Source organism: Massilia consociata, from assembly GCF_042432755.1.
GTDB classification, from domain to species: domain Bacteria; phylum Pseudomonadota; class Gammaproteobacteria; order Burkholderiales; family Burkholderiaceae_D; genus Telluria; species Telluria consociata.
The window spans coordinates 195,497-213,756 of sequence record NZ_JBHLWP010000009.1 but is presented as its reverse complement, the minus strand read 5'-3'; the positions used below and the strand labels follow the sequence as shown (position 1 = coordinate 213,756).

Annotated in this window: 18 protein-coding genes and 2 tRNA genes; 8 read left to right on the top strand and 12 right to left on the bottom strand. The window is 66.0% G+C overall.

Features of this window, described 5'->3' with window-relative positions:
- Positions 1-220: 220 nt before the first annotated feature.
- Positions 221-1,222 (bottom strand): sensor domain-containing diguanylate cyclase, encoded by a 1,002-nt coding sequence (locus ACFFJK_RS07995; protein ID WP_379678652.1) that lies wholly within the window; start codon positions 1,220-1,222, stop codon positions 221-223.
- 258 nt (positions 1,223-1,480) lie between these two features.
- Here ACFFJK_RS07995 and ACFFJK_RS07990 point away from each other — a divergent pair, with 258 nt between their 5' ends.
- From ACFFJK_RS07990 to ACFFJK_RS07975, 4 genes are all read left to right on the top strand, one after another.
- A complete protein-coding gene (locus tag ACFFJK_RS07990) occupies positions 1,481-1,765 on the top strand; it encodes a helix-turn-helix domain-containing protein (protein WP_379678651.1) in 285 nt (94 codons plus the stop codon).
- A 196-nt stretch (positions 1,766-1,961) separates the two neighbouring features.
- A complete protein-coding gene (locus ACFFJK_RS07985; RefSeq protein WP_379678650.1) occupies positions 1,962-2,093 on the top strand; it encodes a hypothetical protein in 132 nt (43 codons plus the stop codon).
- 17 nt (positions 2,094-2,110) lie between these two features.
- The gene (locus tag ACFFJK_RS07980; protein WP_379678649.1) at positions 2,111-3,139 is read left to right on the top strand and encodes an AI-2E family transporter; all 1,029 of its coding nucleotides are present in this window, start codon (positions 2,111-2,113) and stop codon (positions 3,137-3,139) included.
- A gap of 140 nt (positions 3,140-3,279) precedes the next feature.
- Entirely contained in the window at positions 3,280-3,897 is a 618-nt protein-coding gene (locus tag ACFFJK_RS07975; RefSeq protein ID WP_379678648.1) for a PEP-CTERM sorting domain-containing protein, read from the top strand.
- Between the two features lie 108 nt (positions 3,898-4,005).
- Here the strand turns inward: ACFFJK_RS07975 and ACFFJK_RS07970 are convergent.
- The 5 genes from ACFFJK_RS07970 to ACFFJK_RS07950 form a co-directional block, all read right to left on the bottom strand.
- Positions 4,006-4,080: transfer RNA gene (locus ACFFJK_RS07970), tRNA-Val, on the bottom strand.
- 160 nt (positions 4,081-4,240) lie between these two features.
- Positions 4,241-4,315: transfer RNA gene (locus tag ACFFJK_RS07965), tRNA-Val, on the bottom strand.
- A gap of 37 nt (positions 4,316-4,352) precedes the next feature.
- Positions 4,353-5,060 (bottom strand): DNA polymerase III subunit epsilon, encoded by a 708-nt coding sequence (gene dnaQ, locus ACFFJK_RS07960; RefSeq protein WP_379678647.1) that lies wholly within the window; start codon positions 5,058-5,060, stop codon positions 4,353-4,355.
- A 140-nt stretch (positions 5,061-5,200) separates the two neighbouring features.
- Entirely contained in the window at positions 5,201-5,680 is a 480-nt protein-coding gene (gene rnhA, locus ACFFJK_RS07955) for a ribonuclease HI (protein ID WP_379678646.1), read from the bottom strand.
- A complete protein-coding gene (locus ACFFJK_RS07950; RefSeq protein ID WP_379678645.1) occupies positions 5,677-6,450 on the bottom strand; it encodes a class I SAM-dependent methyltransferase in 774 nt (257 codons plus the stop codon). Before ACFFJK_RS07950 ends, rnhA begins: the two co-directional genes overlap by 4 nt.
- A gap of 23 nt (positions 6,451-6,473) precedes the next feature.
- Here ACFFJK_RS07950 and gloB point away from each other — a divergent pair, with 23 nt between their 5' ends.
- Entirely contained in the window at positions 6,474-7,289 is an 816-nt protein-coding gene (gene gloB, locus ACFFJK_RS07945; protein WP_379678644.1) for a hydroxyacylglutathione hydrolase, read from the top strand.
- A 69-nt stretch (positions 7,290-7,358) separates the two neighbouring features.
- Here gloB and aceB read toward each other — a convergent pair whose 3' ends face one another.
- A complete protein-coding gene (gene aceB, locus ACFFJK_RS07940; RefSeq protein ID WP_379678643.1) occupies positions 7,359-8,948 on the bottom strand; it encodes a malate synthase A in 1,590 nt (529 codons plus the stop codon).
- A 156-nt stretch (positions 8,949-9,104) separates the two neighbouring features.
- On the opposite strand from aceB, the gene ACFFJK_RS07935 reads away from it, so the two are divergent.
- Positions 9,105-10,016: a LysR family transcriptional regulator gene (locus tag ACFFJK_RS07935; RefSeq protein ID WP_379678642.1), complete on the top strand. Its 912-nt coding sequence runs from the start codon at positions 9,105-9,107 to the stop codon at positions 10,014-10,016.
- A 77-nt stretch (positions 10,017-10,093) separates the two neighbouring features.
- On the opposite strand, the gene ACFFJK_RS07930 is transcribed toward ACFFJK_RS07935, so the two are convergent.
- The 4 genes from ACFFJK_RS07930 to ACFFJK_RS07915 form a co-directional block, all read right to left on the bottom strand.
- Positions 10,094-10,297 carry a cold-shock protein gene (locus tag ACFFJK_RS07930; protein WP_258830103.1) on the bottom strand — a complete coding sequence of 68 codons (204 nt, stop codon included), beginning with the start codon at positions 10,295-10,297 and terminating at the stop codon, positions 10,094-10,096.
- 339 nt (positions 10,298-10,636) lie between these two features.
- Complete coding sequence (locus ACFFJK_RS07925; protein ID WP_379678641.1) at positions 10,637-10,984, bottom strand: Hpt domain-containing protein; 348 nt, start codon at positions 10,982-10,984, stop codon at positions 10,637-10,639.
- Positions 10,985-10,997: 13 nt separating this feature from the next.
- Positions 10,998-11,648 (bottom strand): uracil phosphoribosyltransferase, encoded by a 651-nt coding sequence (gene upp, locus ACFFJK_RS07920; protein ID WP_379678640.1) that lies wholly within the window; start codon positions 11,646-11,648, stop codon positions 10,998-11,000.
- Between the two features lie 89 nt (positions 11,649-11,737).
- Positions 11,738-13,489 carry an isovaleryl-CoA dehydrogenase gene (locus ACFFJK_RS07915; protein ID WP_379678639.1) on the bottom strand — a complete coding sequence of 584 codons (1,752 nt, stop codon included), beginning with the start codon at positions 13,487-13,489 and terminating at the stop codon, positions 11,738-11,740.
- A 342-nt stretch (positions 13,490-13,831) separates the two neighbouring features.
- Here ACFFJK_RS07915 and ACFFJK_RS07910 point away from each other — a divergent pair, with 342 nt between their 5' ends.
- Together ACFFJK_RS07910 and ACFFJK_RS07905 are read left to right on the top strand one after the other, a co-directional pair.
- Positions 13,832-15,568, top strand: coding sequence for a putative bifunctional diguanylate cyclase/phosphodiesterase (locus tag ACFFJK_RS07910; protein ID WP_379678638.1), 1,737 nt, complete (start codon positions 13,832-13,834; stop codon positions 15,566-15,568).
- Positions 15,565-17,058, top strand: coding sequence for an HDOD domain-containing protein (locus ACFFJK_RS07905; protein WP_379678637.1), 1,494 nt, complete (start codon positions 15,565-15,567; stop codon positions 17,056-17,058). The genes ACFFJK_RS07910 and ACFFJK_RS07905 overlap by 4 nt, the downstream gene beginning before the upstream one ends.
- Positions 17,059-17,162: 104 nt before the next feature.
- On the opposite strand, the gene aroC is transcribed toward ACFFJK_RS07905, so the two are convergent.
- The gene (aroC, locus tag ACFFJK_RS07900) at positions 17,163-18,257 is read right to left on the bottom strand and encodes a chorismate synthase (protein WP_379678636.1); all 1,095 of its coding nucleotides are present in this window, start codon (positions 18,255-18,257) and stop codon (positions 17,163-17,165) included.
- Positions 18,258-18,260: the final 3 nt, after the last annotated feature.

The window sequence follows — 18,260 nt, the reverse complement described above, 5'->3', positions numbered from 1 at the left end:
CCAGTGTACACGACGAATGCCGGGCCCGGCGCAAGCTGACGAGCCGGCTCGAGAGAGGCGGCGTAGACCCGCCAACGCACGCCACGGCAGCTCCCTTGCACCCAGGCAATTCTACAGGATGGCTGGGCGGCATGTCTCGGTTCGAATGCCCCTGTGCCACAGGATTCACGACCATGCTGCCGCGCGGCGCGTTCTGCACCTGCCGGGCCTGTGAACACGCTTACGCCCGGGACGCCGCGCCTGCCTGCGCCCGCCCGACCGGGTCACCGTCCACCACGACGCGGTCGCGCCCGCTGCGCTTGGCAGCGTACAAGGCCTTGTCCGCGGCCGTGATCAGGCTCGCGGCATCGAGAAGGCACTCCCGGTCGAAGCCGGCGACGCCGATGCTCAAGGTGACATGGGACCGTACTGCGGCAGGCGCGTGCTGGATGGCGAGCGAGGCGACGTGCGCACGGATTGCGTTCGCGTGCGCCCGCGCCTGTTCGGCCGTCGTATCGGGCAGGATCGCGGCGAACTCCTCGCCGCCGTAACGCGCCGCCATGTCCGCCGGCCGCTTGAGCATGCCCGCCAGCGCCCGCGCCACCGCGACCAGGCAGGCATCGCCCTGCTGGTGGCCGAAATGGTCGTTGTAGGCCTTGAACGAATCGATGTCCATCAGGAGCAGCGCCAGCGCGCCGCCGTTGCGCTGCGCGCGGCGCAGTTCGCGATCGAGCGCGACGTCGAAATGACGGCGGTTGGCGATCCCGGTCAGCCCATCCACGTAGGAACGGGCGCGCAAGGATTCGGCATGGTCGAGCAGGCGCCGTTCGCGGTCCACCGTACCGGTCACGTCGCGGATCTCAAGCAGGCAGTAGCGCTCGGCGCCATCGCTGAACGGCGTCACGCTCACGGCCTGGTCGATGCGCGCGCCGTCGAAACTGCCGGCTTCGCGCAAGGGAAAGGGCGAGCGTCCATGCGCCTGCGGGATCGCGGTCGCCACTTCCTCGGCCAGCGCGGCCAGCACCGCCGACTCGACCCGCGAACCGCGCAGTTCCGGGAACACGTCGAACAGCGAGCGCCCGCCCACGCGCGCGGCCGCGTAGCCGGAACGCGGCACCATCCAGCTGTTCCACAGTACGATCTCCTGCGCCGCATCGAGCACGACGAGGCCGCACTGGGCAAGGTTCACGGCGCGCGCAGCGAAGGTCGTGGCGGCGCCGGCGAGGTCGGTCTTGGTCTTCATCGCCCGGCAATTTGATGTCAAAAAGAAACTAGGCGATCATACTCCAGATTCCGCGCATTCCGTAGGCATCCCTCGGCCGCCGGGGCAGCCGACGCCTGCCGGGTAACCGGAGCGTCATCTACAAAAAGTGATACCCCGTGACATTTCGAGAGCCTTGGCCCCGGTCTTTCCGATTACGATCAGGTTCTGGTGCGGCAACACCTGCACAGTGTATGGCCGCAAGCTCAACACAACACGGTTCAACGGAAGGGACAAGCAATGGCGGGCAGGATGATGGGTGAAGAATTGGGCATGGAGCAGGACGTCGCGGCGACGCCGCCATCCACGCTGTCCGGCAACGTTCCATGGCCGGCTGCGCCGCACGACCTGCGCCGCCTGCGAATCCGCAAGCGCGAAAGCCAGGAAAAGTTCTGGAGCCGGTTTGGCGTCACCCAGTCCAGCGGCAGCCGTTTCGAAACCGGTGTCGTGATTCCGCCGCCGGTTGCCATCCTGCTGCGCCTGTACGCCAACGGGACGCTCAAGGACGAGGACCTGCACGGCTGATTTGACAGGCTGAGCTTCTGGCTAAGCTGATAAAATAGCTTGCCGGCAAGCTGACTCAGCCTTGCTTCTATTTTTCCGAAGTAATGTTTCGGTAATCAGTACTTTTACCGAAAGGTCCGGTGCTTTATCCTTTCGCATCAGCAAATGCGGCCGCCGGCCGCATGATGCGGGGTATTTGATATACGCACACGGAACCATGAATCGTACTGCACTCCTCATCGCGACCAAGCTCGCCATCGCAGCGCCGGCCCACCCGGGCGGCATGATGCCGCTGTTCAGTAGCCACCCGTCCTGCGAGGAGCGCATCGCCGCGCTCCAGCGCGGCTGATCGCGGGTCGGTCCGGGATGCGCTACTCGTCACTCGTGCTGCCGGTGCTGTTCGCGCTCGCACTGGCGTTCCTCCTGCAGCATTTCCTCGGTTCGCTGGCCTGGGCCGGCTTGCTGGCGGTCATTACCTGGCCGCTGCACGAACGCCTTCAGGCGCGCGGCGTACCGCGCATGGCGAGCGCCAGCGTGCTGCTCACGCTGCTGATCGTGTGCTTCTTCGGTCCGTCCCTGCTCCTGATCAAGGCGCTCGGCAACGAACTGGTCGGCGTGCAGCGCCTGCTGTCCGAACTCAACGAGGTCGGCGTCGCCGCGCCCGAGTGGCTCGCCCGCGTCCCGCTGGTGGCTGAACGCGTGATCGCCTGGTGGCAGGAACACCTGGCGGTGCCGGGCGGCCTGAACGCCCTGATTCAGACCACGATCGGCGACGTCGCGCCCCGGTTGACCGGTGCCGCGCGCCTGTGGGGCTCGGCCATCCTTGCCAACGCGCTGTATCTGTTCCTGACCCTGCTGACCCTGTTCATCCTCTACCTGCATGGCCCGGCCGTCATACGCTACGTCGACAGCGCCGGCGCACGCCTGCTGCCCGACCACTACGGCAACCTGCGCCGCATCCTGCCGCTGTCGGTGCGCGGCACGGCCCTGGGCCTGTGCTCGATCGCCGTGCTCGAGGGGGTCGTGCTGGGCGTTGCCTATTACGTCGCCGGCGCCCCGGCCCCGGCGCTGCTGGGCGTGCTCACCGGCTACCTGGCGCTGATCCCGGGCGGCGCGCCGCTGTCCTTCACCATGGTGTCGCTGCTGCTGCTCGGCCAGGGCCACGCCGGCGCGGCACTTGGACTCTTTACCTGGGGCGCGGTCGAGCTGTTCATGGTCGACAAGTTCATCCGCCCGAAGCTGATCGGACACCGGGTCAACCTGCCCTTCCTTGCCGTGCTGTTCGGCCTGCTGGGCGGCGTCTCGACCATGGGCGTCATCGGCCTGTTCGTCGGGCCGTTCATGATGGCCGTGCTGTTCAGCTGGCTGCGCGCCGGCCAGACGGACCAACCATAGGGTCGGTCGCGCCCGCAATGCGGCCCGCGCATGCATGCCGCATGAGCGTGCGACAGAAAAACAACAAAATAGCTAATAGGAATCTTTCGTGCGCCATGGAATTGCCGTTCAATTAATATGGCAATTTTTTGGAGGCGCGGATGGCACTCAAATCCCTGTTGGCAGGCCTTGCCTGCCTCGTCATATCGACCAGTAGCCACGCCGGCGTCATCTACGAGTGGCGTCCGTTCAACGACGAGACGCCGCGCGACATCACGCTGCGGCTGGAATTCACCGATGCCGCCGTCCAGGGCGGCGCACTCGACTTCAGCGTGCCGTTCATGGACTGGCAAGCGTCGTATCCCGATGCCGGCCTGGTGTCGCTGTTCTACGCCTTCCCCGGCCTGGACACACCGATGTCGTACCGGCCGGCAGACGGACAATTCCGCATGGGCCTGGGCATGCTCGACATGAGCCTGCGTTTCGAGCCGGGCGGCTACCTCAGCGGCTGGATCCGCGCCAACGACGCCAGCAACCACATCGAACTCGCATCGCAAGGCAGGATCTTCACCATCCTGGGCGCCGACAGCGACCGCGGCATGCCGGAGGCCGGCTGTGGCTGGACCACAGGCGTCCCGTGCGGCGGCGCGACGGGGGAATTGCGGCAGGTGCTATTGGCACAGCCGGCGCGCCAGGTACCCGAACCGGTGTCGCTGGCGCTGTTCGCGGCCGGCGGCCTGGCGGCCCTGGGAGCCCGCCGCAGACGCGTCCGTTCCTGATTGCTGGCTCGCGGCGGCGGCCCTATCGTCCGCCGCCCCGCCCTTTTCCGAACGCCTCCGGAATGCAAAAAGGCCCGCAACCTGGACAGTTGCGGGCCTTCGATATTCTGGTGGGAAGTGCAAGTTTCGAACTTGCGACCCCTGCAGTGTGAATGCAGTGCTCTACCCCTGAGCTAACCTCCCAATGGCGTGCATTATGCCTTAAATATTGAGATTTATCAATATAAACCAGCTCAGTATCGGCTACAGCACGCCCTGCTGCCGACCGCTTCGAATCCACGCGCAACGCGCGGCCTTGAAAGCGAAAAAGCCGCACGGCTTGCGCGGCTTTCCTGATGAATCCTGGTGGGAAGTGCAAGTTTCGAACTTGCGACCCCTGCAGTGTGAATGCAGTGCTCTACCCCTGAGCTAACCTCCCGAAGCGAGGCGTATTATGGCACAGAATGATCGCGCCGTCACCCCTGCGGGGAATAATTGCGCCAGATGCAGCTACCCTTCACGTTCTTGTCGAGCCCGGCGAGCACTTCTTCGTGCGCCGCCAGCTCGTCGCTGCTGGCCGCCACCACGATGATCTCGCCCAGCGGGCCGGCTTCGCCGAGGTCGCCGGCCGAGGCGGACTCGACGGCGACATCCATCGTCAGCGAGTTCTGGCCGCGCGTCATGGCCAGGTAGACGTCGGCCAGCAGTTCCGAGTCCAGCAGCGCGCCGTGCAGCTTGCGGTGGGCGTTCGAGATCTCGTAGCGGTCGCACAGCGCGTCCAGCGAATTGCGCTTGCCAGGGTGCAGTTCTTTCGCCTGCACCAGGGTATCGATCACGCCGCTGCAGTGGTCGGTAAAGGGCGGCAGGCCGAGGCGCTGGAACTCGGCGTTCAGGAAGCCGAGGTCGAAGGGCGCGTTGTGGATGATGACTTCGGCGCCCTGGACGAATGCGCGCAGTTCGTCGACGATCTCGTGGAATTTCGGCTTGTCGCTCAGGAATTCGGTGCTCAAGCCGTGCACCGCCAGTGCCGCCTCGTCCGAGTCGCGCTCCGGATTGATGTAGCGGTGGAAGTTGTTGCCGGTCAGCTTGCGGTTGAAGATTTCGACGCAGCCGACCTCGATGATGCGGTCGCCCGTGCGGGGATTCAGGCCGGTGGTTTCGGTATCTAGGACAATCTGGCGCATGGGCGGATGATGAGCATTCGGTTGATTTGAGGCAACCGAAGTATAGCAAACCGCGCGCCCCGGCAGCGCCTTATCGGCGCGTACCGGTGCTTATCGACAACTCGTTGCGAAGACAGGTTGCGACGGCTCATGGCGCCCGGCTAGCGGCGCACCGAGGCCGCACCGCGGTTGGCCAGCACGTCGGCCCGCTCGTTGCCCGGGTGGCCGTTGTGTCCACGCACCCAGCGCCACTCGACGGCATGCTGCTGCTGGGCCAGGTCGAGCGCCTTCCACAGGTCGTCGTTCTTGACCGGCTCCTTGGCCGAGGTCTTCCAGCCACGCGCCTTCCAGCCGTGGATCCACTCCGAGATCCCCTTCTGCACGTACTGGCTGTCGGTATGCAGCACGACCTGGCAGGGGCGGTTCAGCACGCCCAGGGCTTCGATCACGGCGCGCAGTTCCATGCGGTTGTTGGTGGTGTTGGGTTCGCCACCGAAGATTTCCTTCTCGTGGCCGTTCGAGACCAGCAGCGCGCCCCAGCCTCCGGTGCCCGGATTGCCCTTGCAGGCGCCGTCGGTGAAGATTTCGACCCTGGTCGGGGTGCTTGCTGGTGCCGCGCTTGCTTGTATGTTGTCGCTCATTCTCTGTTTGCCGCCGGCACTGCTGCCGGCCGCTTGCTCGTTTTCTTGTTCCATGCAGGTCCGATGATGTGCATGCCCTTGACCCGCTTGATGGCGTGGACCACGTACACGGCGCCCAGGTAGGGCCACCAGCGGCGTCCGGCCGATTCCATCATCGAGAACCGGCTCAGCCAATGGGCTGTCCGGCACGGCGGCGCGTAGCAGCCGAAATAGCTGCGCGTGGCGCCGAGATTCAACAATTTTAACCAGTCCTTCAGGCGCGGCATAGAGATGAACTCGCCGGAAGCCGGCAGGTAGCCGTTGTTGGTGAGCCGGCCCACGCCCTGGCGCATCCCCCACAGGCTGGCCGGATTGAACCCGCAGATGATCAGCTGCCCTTCCGGGATCAACACGCGCTCGACTTCGCGCAGCACCTGGTGCGGTTCGCTCGCAAACTCGAGCACATGCGGCAGTACCACCAGGTCGATGCTGTGCGAGGCGAACGGCAGCTCGGCGAAATCGAGCGCCACCGCGATCTGCTTGCCGCCCGCCGCGAACGCGAGTTCGTTGTCGGTCGAGGTACGGGTGGCGGCCTGCCACTTGTTGGGCATGCGGTTGGCGGCGAGCGCATCGAGCTGGGGCACGCCGATCTGCAGGGCATTGAAACCGAAGATGTCGGCCGTCAGCTCGTCGAGGCAGGCCTGCTCGAACGCGCGCACGTAGGCGCCCGCCGGCGATTGCAGCCAGAGGTCGAGCGCTATAATGGATTTTTCGGAAGCCGCGCTGTCCATGCCACCCCTTCTTTCACTTCACCATGACGACATCACCGCACTCGAGCACTGCGCGACAGGACCTGTCGGTCCTCACCGTTCCCGCCTTTAACGATAACTACCTGTGGATCATCCACGACGGCGTCCATGCCGCCGTGGTCGACCCGGGAGATGCCGGCCCCGTGCGCGACGCCCTCGCCGCGCACGACCTGGCTCTCACTGCCATTTTACTCACGCATCATCATGCTGACCATATCGGCGGCGTGCCATCGCTACTCGCGCAGTCTCCGGTGCCGGTCTACGGGCCGCGCAACGACGGCATCCCGGGCATCACGCACGCGCTCGGCGAGGGCGACCGCATCCGGGTGGACGGGCTCGACCTGGAACTGGAAGTGCTCGACGTGCCCGGCCATACCCTGGGCCACATCGCCTACGTCCGGCGCGCGCCGGGCACGCACTGGCTGTTCTGCGGGGACACCCTGTTCGCCGGCGGCTGCGGACGCCTGTTCGAAGGCACGCCCGAGCAGATGGCGGCTTCGCTCGCCAAGCTGGCGGCGCTCCCGGATGACACGCTGGTGTATTGCGCGCACGAATATACGGTATCGAACCTGCGCTTCGCACAGGCCGTCGAACCCGACAACCAGGGACTGGCCTTCCGTATGCGCGATGCGTCGGAACGGCGCGGCACCCGGCTGCCGACGGTGCCGTCGACCATCGGGCTCGAAAAAGGCACGAATCCGTTCCTGCGCTATACCGAGCCGGGGATCGTCAGGAGCCTGGTGGAGGCCGGCAGGCTGCAGGAAGGCGCAGCGCCGGTGCAGGCCTTCGCGGCGCTGCGGGAGTGGAAGAATGCGTTTTGATCTGGCGGCTTTACACTGTCGCAGGGTGGCCGGCTGAGCCGGCCACCCTACAGAGTTAAATTTCTTCGTTTAAATTTCTTCGTACAAGGGCAAGGTCAGGAACTCGGCGAACGTATCCGAGGTCGACATTTGCTCGAAGATCGCGGCCGCGCGCGCATAGCTCGGATTGTCTCCGTTCGGGGCGACGCCTTTCACCTTGCCCAGCTCTTCCGGAATCATCGCGCGCACCATGTCGGCGGTGACCTTGCGCCCGTCTTCCAGCACGCCCTTCGGCGAGCGGATCCACTGCCACACCTGGGAGCGGCTGATCTCGGCCGTGGCCGCATCTTCCATCAAGTTGTGGATCGGCACGCAACCATTGCCTGCGAGCCAGGCACCCAGGTAGTGGATGCCGACATTGATGTTGTAGCGCAGGCCTTCTTCCGTGATCGGGGTCTCGGGCTTGAAGTCGAGCAGTTCGCGCGCGGTGACCTTCACGTCCGGGCGCTGCTTGTCGATCTGGTTGGGCTTGTCGCCCAGCACCTTGGTGAATTCCGTCATCGCCAGCTCGACCAGGCCCGGGTGGGCGACCCAGCCGCCGTCGTAGCCATCGGTGGCATCGCGCGCCTTGTCGCTGCGCACGCCGCCCATCGCCACCTCGTTCTTCGCCGGATCGTTCTTGATCGGAATGAGCGCCGACATGCCGCCGATCGCCGGCGCCCCGCGCTTGTGGCAGGTCTTGAGCAGCAACAGCGCATAGGCGCGCATGAAAGGCGCGGTCATCGTCACCTTGGCGCGGTCGGCCAGGCAGAAGTCCTTGTCCAGCTTGAATTTCTTAATGCACGAGAAGATGTAGTCCCAACGCCCCGCGTTCAGGCCGGCGCTGTGCTCGCGCAGCTCGTACAGGATTTCGTCCATCTCGAAGGCGGCCAGGATGGTCTCGATCAGCACGGTCGCCTTGATGGTGCCGCGCGGCAGGCCAAGCGCTTCCTGGGTCATGATGAAGATGTCGTTCCACAGGCGCGCCTCGAGGTGCGATTCCATCTTCGGCAGGTAGAAATACGGCCCGGCGCCGCGCGCCAGCTGCTCCTTGGCGTTGTGAAACATGAACAGCGCGAAATCGAAGATGCCGCCGGAGACGCGCTTGCCGTCGACCAGCACGTGCTTCTCGTCCAGGTGCCAGCCGCGCGGACGCACCACCAGGGTCGCCACCTTGTCGTTCAGCCGGTAGGTCTTGCCGTTCTGCTCGAGCGAAATCGTCTTGCGCACCGCATCGACCATGTTGATCTGCCCCGTGATCTGGTTATCCCAGTTGGGCGTGTTCGAATCCTCGAAGTCGGTCATGTAGCTGTCGGCTCCCGAGTTCAGCGCGTTGATGACCATCTTGCGCTCGACCGGCCCGGTGATCTCGACACGACGGCATTCGAGCGCCTTCGGGATCGGCGCGATCTTCCAGTCCCCCTCGCGGATGTGCGCGGTCTCCGGGAGGAAGTCGGGGCGCTCGCCCGCATCGAGACGCCGCGCACGCTCGGCGCGGGCCGCCAGCAGTTCCTGCCGGCGCGGCTCGAACGCGCGCGACAGCGTGGCGACCAGTTCGAGCGCCTCGAGCGTGAGGATCCGTTCGTAACCGGGTTTGATCTCGGCCGTGATTTCCATGCCGGCGGGGGTGGCGATCGTCATTGCTCTTACTCCTGTCAGATAAGTGAACCGGTGCAGGCCGGCAGCCGTGGGGCTGCCTTGGCGTTTGTCATAGCATCAAGTATATTCACTTCAAGATAGCTAAACGATACATTTTCTCACTACATCTGTGCGTTTTTGTATCAAATAGGAGCAAGGATGGACAAGTTCAGGCAGATCTCGACCTTCGTGGAAGTGGTGGCGCGCGGCAGCCTGTCGGCGGCGGCGCGGGCGGAAGGCATCGCGCCGGCCATGATCGGCCGCCGCCTCGATGCGCTCGAGGCGCGCCTGGGCGTCAAGCTGCTGCAGCGGACCACGCGCCGGCTGGTGCTGACCATCGAGGGCGCAGCCTTCCTGGAAGACTGCCAGCGCATCCTGGCCGAACTGGAGGAAGCCGAGGCCGCCGCCGCCGAGCGCAGCGCCCGCGCGACGGGCCACCTGCTCGTATCGGCCCCGGCCGGCTTCGGACGCCAGCACGTGGCGCCGTTGCTGCCCTCCTTCCTGGCCGAGCACCGCGAGCTCACGGTCAACCTGAACCTCACCGACCGCCTGGTCCACGTGGTCGGCGAAGGCGTGGACGTGGCGATCCGGATCGCCAGCCTCAACGATTCGAGCCTGGTCGGCACCAAGCTGGCCGACAACCATCGCGTGGTCGTAGGGTCGCCCGCTTACCTGAAGCGGCACGGCATCCCGCGCGCGCCCTCGGACCTGGCCAGGCACAACTGCCTGGCCATCAGCAGCGAAGGCAGCCAGCGCGGATGGACCTTCCTCGACGGCGGCAAGCCGGTCACGCTCAAGGTGGGCGGCAACATGGAGTGCAACGACGGCGCCGTGCTGCACGCGTGGGCGCTGGCCGGCAAGGGCCTGGCATGGCGCTCGATGTGGGAGGTGGGCGCGCAGATCGCGACGGGCGAACTGCGCACGGTGCTGGACGATTATGCTGCGCCGGGCAACGACATTTATGCCGTGTTCGCGGAACGCCGGCACCTGCCCCTGCGCATCCGCGCCTTCGTGGATTTCCTGCGCCGCAGCTATGCTCAGCCGGAATACTGGCAGGCGCGCGGCCTGTAGCGCCGCGCTACGCAAGGGGTACGGGCAAAAAAAATCCCCGGCAGATCCGGGGATTTTCTGTCATCGCTGGAGAGCGATTACAGCGGCTGGATGTTCGCGGCCTGCTTGCCCTTCGGGCCGGTGGTCACGTCGAACGAAACGCGCTGGTTCTCTTGCAGCGATTTGAAGCCGGTGGTCTGGATTGCCGAGAAGTGTGCGAACAGATCTTCGCCGCCTTCGTCAGGGGTGATGAAGCCAAAACCCTTCGAATCATTGAACCATTTAACGATGCCAGTTGCCATTACAATTTCCTATTTCAGTTAAGTTGGGCTCGCGCCCGTTTAAGATCGTTTGAAGAAGCAAGAAAGGAATGACAGACAGACTGCACTACTACCTACAACCCAACGATCCCGCATTATACCGAATAAAAACGAATTAACGTCTACTTCGCAAAATAAAAATCCTCGAACCCGCAACAATTTCAGTAAAAATTCCTTACATCAACTCTTACCTCATCTGTTACGCGACTTTTTGCATTCGGCAGTACAGAAAGAATAGGGCAACGAGTGGCAATAAATTTGCGCCGCATCAAACGATTCACCAATGATTTATTGCGAATAAGCATTACGGCCGAAGCCGGTTCAGGATAACGCGTGCGGATCGAGACGGGCGTGCTCGACGAATCGGGCCAGTTCGGCGAGCCACGTCGACCAGTCGCTGGCGGCGACCGCATCGAAGGTCATCAGGACGCGCAGGCGCTGCTCGAGCGCGCGCGCATGCTGTCCCAGGCCGCGGTAGCCGAAGGTAAGGGCGGAGCCGGCGACCGTGTGCAGCATGGCCGCCAGTTCGCCTGCGGCCGGCGCCGGCGCGTTCGGATCGAGCTCGGCGCCCAGCGCTGCCAGGCGGTCGAGCGTCGACGGCAATCCCCTGGCGAAGCTGTCGTTCAGCGAAGCCAGGCGCGCGAAGAACTGCTGGTCGGCCGCGTGCATCTCCGCACCAGCCCTACTTGGTTCCGAAGATGCGGTCGCCGGCATCGCCCAGGCCGGGGACGATGTACGCATCCTCGTTCAGGTGCGAATCGAGCGAGGCGACATACACCTTGACGTCCGGGTGCGATTTCTGGAACACCTCGACGCCTTCCGGCGCGGCGACCAGCGCCAGGAACAGGATCTGCTCGCTCGCCACGCCGCGCTTCTTCAGCACGTCGACGGCATGCACCGCCGAATTGCCGGTCGCGACCATCGGGTCGCACAGGATGAACGTGCGCTCGTTCGTGTCCGGCAGGCGCACCAGGTACTCGACCGGCTCGTGGGTATCCGGGTCGCGGAACACGCCGATGTGGCCGACGCGCGCCGAGGGCACCAGTTCCAGCAGCCCGTCGCTCATGCCGATACCGGCGCGCAGGATCGGGACGATCGCCAGCTTCTTGCCGGCGATGACCGGCGCATCGATCGTCACCAGCGGGGTCTTGACGGTACGGGTGGTCAGCGGCAGGTCGCGCGTGATCTCATACCCCATCAGCAGCGTGATTTCCCGCAGCAGTTCGCGGAAGGTGCGCGTCGAGGTATCGTGCTCGCGCATGTGCGACAGCTTGTGCTGGATGAGCGGGTGGTCGAGGATGAAGAGGTTGGGAAAACGCGGATCTTGTTTCATGAGTAGATTTCGAACGAATGGGTGTGAAGCACAGTGGCCGCCATTATCCCAGCCGCGCGGCCGTTTGTCCGTATTTTCTGCGTAATTTGTCAAGAATGCGCCGGCCGGGCCGCGTCGGCATCCGGGGACGCGAGCGCCCGCGCCAGGATGGCGGCGAAGGCAGTGCCCGTCGGCAGCCGGCCGAAGGCCCCGCCCGGTTCCGCGGCGATGCGCGAGGCAACGAAGGCCTGGGCAACGTAGTCCGGCGCATGGCGCAGCAACAGCGCGCCCTGCACCGCCAGCACCAGCCGCTCGGCCAGCCGGCGCGCACCGGCTTCGTCCCTTGCCAGCGCCGGCAGTTCGTCGAGCAGGCGGCCGGCATGGGCCGCGAAGCGCGCGTCGCGCCCCGCCGCCGGCATCAGCTCGTGCGCCAGCGCGTCGCGCGCCTCCGGCAGCGACTTGCCCAGCGCCCGCAGCAGGTCCAGGCACATCACGTTGCCCGAGCCTTCCCAGATCGAATTCACCGGGAACTCGCGGTACAGCCGCGCCAGCGGGCCGTCCTCGACATAGCCGTTGCCGCCCAAGACTTCCATCGCTTCGGCGCCGAAGGCGGGGCCGCGCTTGCAGATCCAGTACTTGCCGGCCGGAGTCAGGATGCGTCCCAGCAGTGCCTGCACCGGGTCGGCGGCCTCGTCGAAGCAGCGCGCCAGGCGCAGCGCGAACGCCGTCGCCGCCTCCGATTCGAGCGCGAGGTCCGCCAGCACGTTCTGCATCAGGGGCTGTTCGCTCAGGAGCCGGCCGAAGGCGCTGCGCCCGCGCGCGTGGTGCAGCGCGTGACACAGGGCCGCGCGCATGATGCCGGCGCTGCCGAGGACACAGTCGAGGCGTGTGTGGCTGCCCATCTCGAGGATGGTCGGAATCCCGCGCCCCGGTGCGCCCACCATCCATCCGACCGCGTTGTGGAACTCGACCTCGGACGAGGCGTTCGAGCGGTTGCCGAGCTTGTCCTTCAGGCGCTGGACCCGGATCGCGTTGCGGCTGCCGTCCGGCAGGAAGCGCGGCACGAAGAAGCAACTCGGGCCGGCGCTCCCCGCTTCGTCGAGTTGCGCCAGGATCAGGTGCGCATCCGATTGCGGCACCGAGAAGAACCACTTGTGGCCGACGATCCGGTGGGCGCCCTCCCCGGCCGCCCCGAATCGCGCAGCGGCCTCGCCCGCCGGCATCGGCTCGGCCCGGGTCGTGTTCGCGCGTACGTCGCTACCGCCCTGCTTCTCGGTCATGCCCATGCCGACCAGCGCGCCGCGCTTGTGCTCCACCGGCAACGAACGCGGGTCGTACTCGTTCGACAGGATCTTCGGCAGCCACGTCGCGGCCAGTACCGGGTGGCGGCGCAAGGCCGGCACCGAGGCATAGGTCATCGTCACCGGACACTGGGCACCGTTCTCGACCTGGCCGAACAACAGGTACTGCGCCGCCCGTGCCACCTGCGCGCCCGGTCGCGGGTCCTGCCACGGCGCCGAATGGGCGCCGGCGCCGATCATCATCCCCATCAAACGGTGCCATGCCGGATGGAACTCGACTTCGTCGATCCGGTTGCCCATCCGGTCGTAGCTGGTCAGCCGCGGGCCATGGGTATTCGCCTGGCGCCCGAGGTCGAGCACCCCGGCCTGGCCGAGCGTGGCGCCGAGCGCGTCCAGCGCCGCGGCGGACCAGCCGGCGCCTTCGCGCACCACCGCTTCCCGCAACGCCGGGTCGCAACGGAACAGGTTCACGTCCTCGAACGGCGCAGCCTGGTTGAGTACCTGGTGCGTGTCGAAGCGGGCGTCCTGCAGGATGCCCGCCTGGGTGTCGATACCGTTCATTCCCTGGACCTTTCAATTTTGTTGCAATAAAGCATCATTCTGGTCGCCAGCAGTGACCCATAATATGCTAGCCAACAAGAATCGGCGACAATGGCAGGCGCCGGCAGATTGTCTACGCGGCAACTTGTGCACCTTCCACGCTAGCGCAAAGGCCGAAACAACGCAAGCTGCTGCGGGAGCGCAAGGATGGGCGACTTAAGCATTCGTTCCTTCATCGCTTTGTCATTTTTAATGCTTACTGGAATCTTTCAATGCTACAGTCGCTTCTGGTTTGGTAGACTTGCATGGTTTACACCGGGCATGTCGTGCGCGTGCCAGCGATAAGAAGGCAGAAATCTGAAAATGCACACCAGTACCGTCGCCCCGTCCCAGCCGACACCCCGTAGGTCGGCTCCGGCGCTGCTCGACAGCCTGCTCGAGGCTGCCGGCGACGCCGTGTTCCGTGTCACGCTCGGCGGACAGGTGCGTGCCGCCAGCCGGCGCGCATCGGGGCTCGGCGGCGTGGAACTGGACGGCCGCCCGCTGGTGTCGCTGGTCCACGACGTCGACCAGCCCTCGCTGCGCAACGCCCTGGTCGCTGCCGGCGCCAGCGGCGAACCGAGCATCGTCGAGGCGCGCTTTCGCTGCGGCGAGCGCGATGTCTGGTTCGAGCTGCGGATTGCCATGATCGCGAGCGGCGACGATGCGCCGCTGCTGGTGGTCGGACGCGACATGTCGGCCCAGCACGCCACCGAGGAACGCCTGCGCCACATGGCGACCCACGACGCCCTCACGGAACTGCCGAACCGGGTGCTGCTCTCCGACCGCATCCGCATGGTGATCGCCAACGCACGCCGCTCGGGCCAGGGCTTTGCGGTTGCGACCATCGGCCTGGACGGCTTCAAGAAGGTCAACGACGGTCTCGGCCACGGAGTCGGGGACGCGGTGCTGCGCATGGCCGCCGGGCGCCTGCGCCGCACCCTGCGCGACAGCGACACCCTGGCCCGGGTCGGTGGCGACGAGTTCGTCGCGGTCCTGCCTGGCACCGCCAGCGAAGCCCAGATCAAGCTCGTCACCGGCCGCCTGATGGCCGCGCTGCAATCGCCGTTCGAGATCGACGGCCACACGATCTACCTGGCCGGCTCGATCGGCGTGGCGATCTACCCCGAACATGCCGAGGATGAAGTGCGGCTGGTGACGCTGGCCGACACCGCGATGTCGCGCGCCAAGGAAACCGGCCGGGCGCGTACGGTCACCTACAGCCCGCGCGACCAGGGCCCGCCGGAACACGACATCTCGCTCGAGGCGGCGATGTTCAACGCGGTGCGCGAAGGCGAGTTCCAGCTGTACTACCAGCCGATCGTGGATGCGCGCAACCGCACCATCGAAGGCTTCGAGACGCTGATGCGCTGGAAGCACCCGACCCTGGGCATGGTGCCCCCCGGCCGCTTCATCCCGATCGCGGAGACCAACGGCCTGATCAACCTGCTGGGGGCCTGGGCGCTGAAGGCCGCCTGCATGCAGGTCCGCCAGTTCGAGGAGGTGGCCGGACGCGAGCTGTACATCTCGGTCAACATCAGTCCGCGCCAGTTCAGGAACGACAAGTTCCTGGCGGTGCTCGACGATGCGCTGGCGCTGTCGGGCACGCCGGGCCGCCAGTTGGTGCTCGAGATCACCGAAGGCACCCTGATGGTGGATCCGCTGCACGCCGAATCGGTGCTGGCCAGGATGGCCGAGCGCGGCGCCCGCATCGCCATCGACGACTTCGGCACCGGCTACTCCTCCCTGGCCTACCTGAAGCGTTTTCCGATCTCGGTGCTGAAGGTCGACCGTGCCTTCGTGAAGGATCTGCCGCAGGCCGCGAAGGACGCGGCGATCTGCGGCGCGGTGCTGGACCTGGCCAGGCACCTGGACCTGTCGGTGGTCGCGGAAGGTGTCGAAACGGAAGAACAGCTGGCCTTCCTGGACAACCTGGGCTGCCAGTACATCCAGGGCTACCTGACGGGCAAGCCGATGCCGGCGCACGTGGCACTGGCCGCGCTGAAGGAAGACCTCTACACCGAATTACTGCCGGCCGACATACGGACGGGCAAACGATGACTACACAAGCCGCCACCCCGCGTTCGCCGCGCGCCGACGCCACCCTCTCCCTGCTGTGGGAACGCATCCGCAGGCAGGGCGACATGCCCGGCTTCAGCAAGGCCATCAACGCCATCCTCGCCTCGATGCGCGGCGAGGATGAACGCGAGTTCTCAATGACGCAGACCGTGCTGTCGGATCCGGTGCTCACGCAGAAGGTGCTGCGCCTGGCCAACAGCGGCATGTATTCGGCATTCGGCCAGCGCATCAACACGGTGTCGAAGGCGGTCCTCGTGCTCGGCACCGAAGCCATCGGCCACCTGGCGCTGGGCCTGAAACTGATCGAGGAGCTGGCCAAGTCCTCGCCCGACACCGAAAGCGCCCATATCGAGATGGAGAAAGCGGTGCTGGCCGGGATGGTGGCGCAACAGGTGGCGGCCAGCGCGGTCTCGCGCGACCCGGAGGAAGCCGTGGTGTGCTCGATCCTGCATTCGCTCGGGCGCATGATGGTGACCTTCTACCTGCCCGAACGCTGGCAGCAGCTGCGCGACGCGGCGGGCGAAGGCCACGAGGAGTCGGGAGCGGAGACGCTGCTGGGCTTGTCGCTCGAGGCCATCGGCCGGGCTACGGCGGAGCATTGGGGCCTGCCGCGCAACCTGATCGCCGGCATGCGCCGCGTCGAGCCAGCCGAGCGCTTCGACGGCTTCGGCCACGACGACTGGCTGGCCGCGCTGGGCACCATGTCCACCGGAGTAGCCGATGCGCTCTGGAACGACGACGAACACGGCGCCGCGCGCGTCGCCGCACTGGCGGAAAGCTTCGCCCCGATGCTCGGCGTGGAAGCGAGCGGCCTGCTGGGCGCCATCGACAAGGCGCGCGAGATGGCCGCCGCGGACCTGTCGATCGCGCCCCTGGCCAAGCCTGCCGAGAAGCGCGCGGAACAGGTGGCCGCGACGCGCAAGCGCACGGCCGGCAACAAGATCCTGATGAGCGGGGTGGCCGACATGCGCGACGCCGGCGTGAGCGCAACCCCGGGCCAGATGATGTCGATGGCCCTCGAGACGATGCACAAGGGCCTGTCGTTCACGCGCTCGTTCGCATTCCTGCGCAACCGCCGCGAAGGCAGGTACACGGCCCGCCTCGGCCTTGGCGAAGGCAGCAAGACCCTGCTACCCCGACTGGGTTTCGACGATGCCTACGAACCGAACGTCTTCCATGCGGCGCTGGGCAGCGACCGCGTGATCTTCATCGAGAACGCACACGACGCCAAGTTCGCGGCCAAGCTGCCCGGCTGGTGGAGAGACAGCCTGGGCGCAGCCCGCTGCTTCGTGGTGATCCCGCTGTGCGCGCACGGCCAGCCGGCTGGCTTCATCTATGGCGAGTGGGACGACAGCTTCCCGTCGGTGATCCTGAGCCAGACCGAGTTCTCGCTGCTGAACGACCTGCGCGGGCTGGTGGTACGCACCGTCGAGCGGCGGCACCAGGTGGAAGCGGTCGTGACGCGGGTGTGATGCACCGTTTCACCGACTGCAATCGGATGCAGTACCGGTAGCCGCAAGTCCCCTCCCCCGGCGCAGGCCGGGGCCCAGGTTTACTGGGCGCTACCTGACCCGGCTCACCCCAGCTTCGGCGTGCCCACCCGCACATCCCCGCACTGCGCCCGGTGCATCAGCGCATGGTCGATCAGCACCAGCGCCAGCATCGCCTCGGCGATCGGCGTCGCGCGAATGCCCACGCAGGGGTCGTGGCGGCCGAAGGTTTCGACCATGACCGGCTCGCCTGCCTTGTCGATCGAGCGGCGCGGGGTGCGGATCGACGAGGTCGGCTTGATCGCGATCGACACCGTGATGTCCTGCCCGGTGGAGATCCCGCCCAGCACGCCGCCTGCATTGTTCCCGACGAAGCCTTCCGGGGTCAGTTCGTCGCCGTGCTCGGAGCCCTTCTGGGACACCGAGCCGAAGCCGGCGCCGATTTCGACGCCCTTGACCGCGTTAATGCCCATTATCGCATAGGCGATGTCGGCGTCGAGCTTGTCGTAGATCGGCTGGCCCAGGCCCACCGGCACCTTGCGCGCCACCACGTCGATGCGTGCCCCGATCGAATCGCCCGCCCGGCGCAGCTCGTCCATCGCGGCTTCCATCCGCTCCAGGAGTCCGGCATCCGCCGTCGCGGCGAAGAACGGGTTGGCATGCACGTGCTCGAACGACTGGAACGGCACCTCGATGTCGCCGAGCTGGCGCATGCAGCCGAAGAACTCGGTGCCAAAGGCCTCGCGCAGCCACTTCTTCGCCACCGCGCCGGCGCCCACGACCGGCGCCGTCAGGCGCGCCGACGAGCGGCCGCCGCCGCGCGGGTCGCGCACGCCATACTTGTGCCAGTAGGTGTAGTCGGCGTGGCCGGGGCGGAAGGAATCGAGGATATTGCCGTAATCCTTGCTGCGCTGGTCTTCGTTGCGGATCAGGAGCGCGATCGGGGTACCGGTCGTCACCCCCTGGTAGACACCCGACAGGATTTCGACCCGGTCGGCTTCCTGCCGCTGCGTCACATGGCGCGACGTCCCGGGCTTGCGGCGGTCGAGCTCGGGCTGGATGTCGGCCTCGCTCAGCGTCATGCCCGGCGGGCAGCCGTCGATCACGCAGCCGATGGCCGGACCGTGCGACTCGCCGAAAGTGGTAACGGAAAACAGCTTGCCAAAGGAGTTGCCGGACATGGT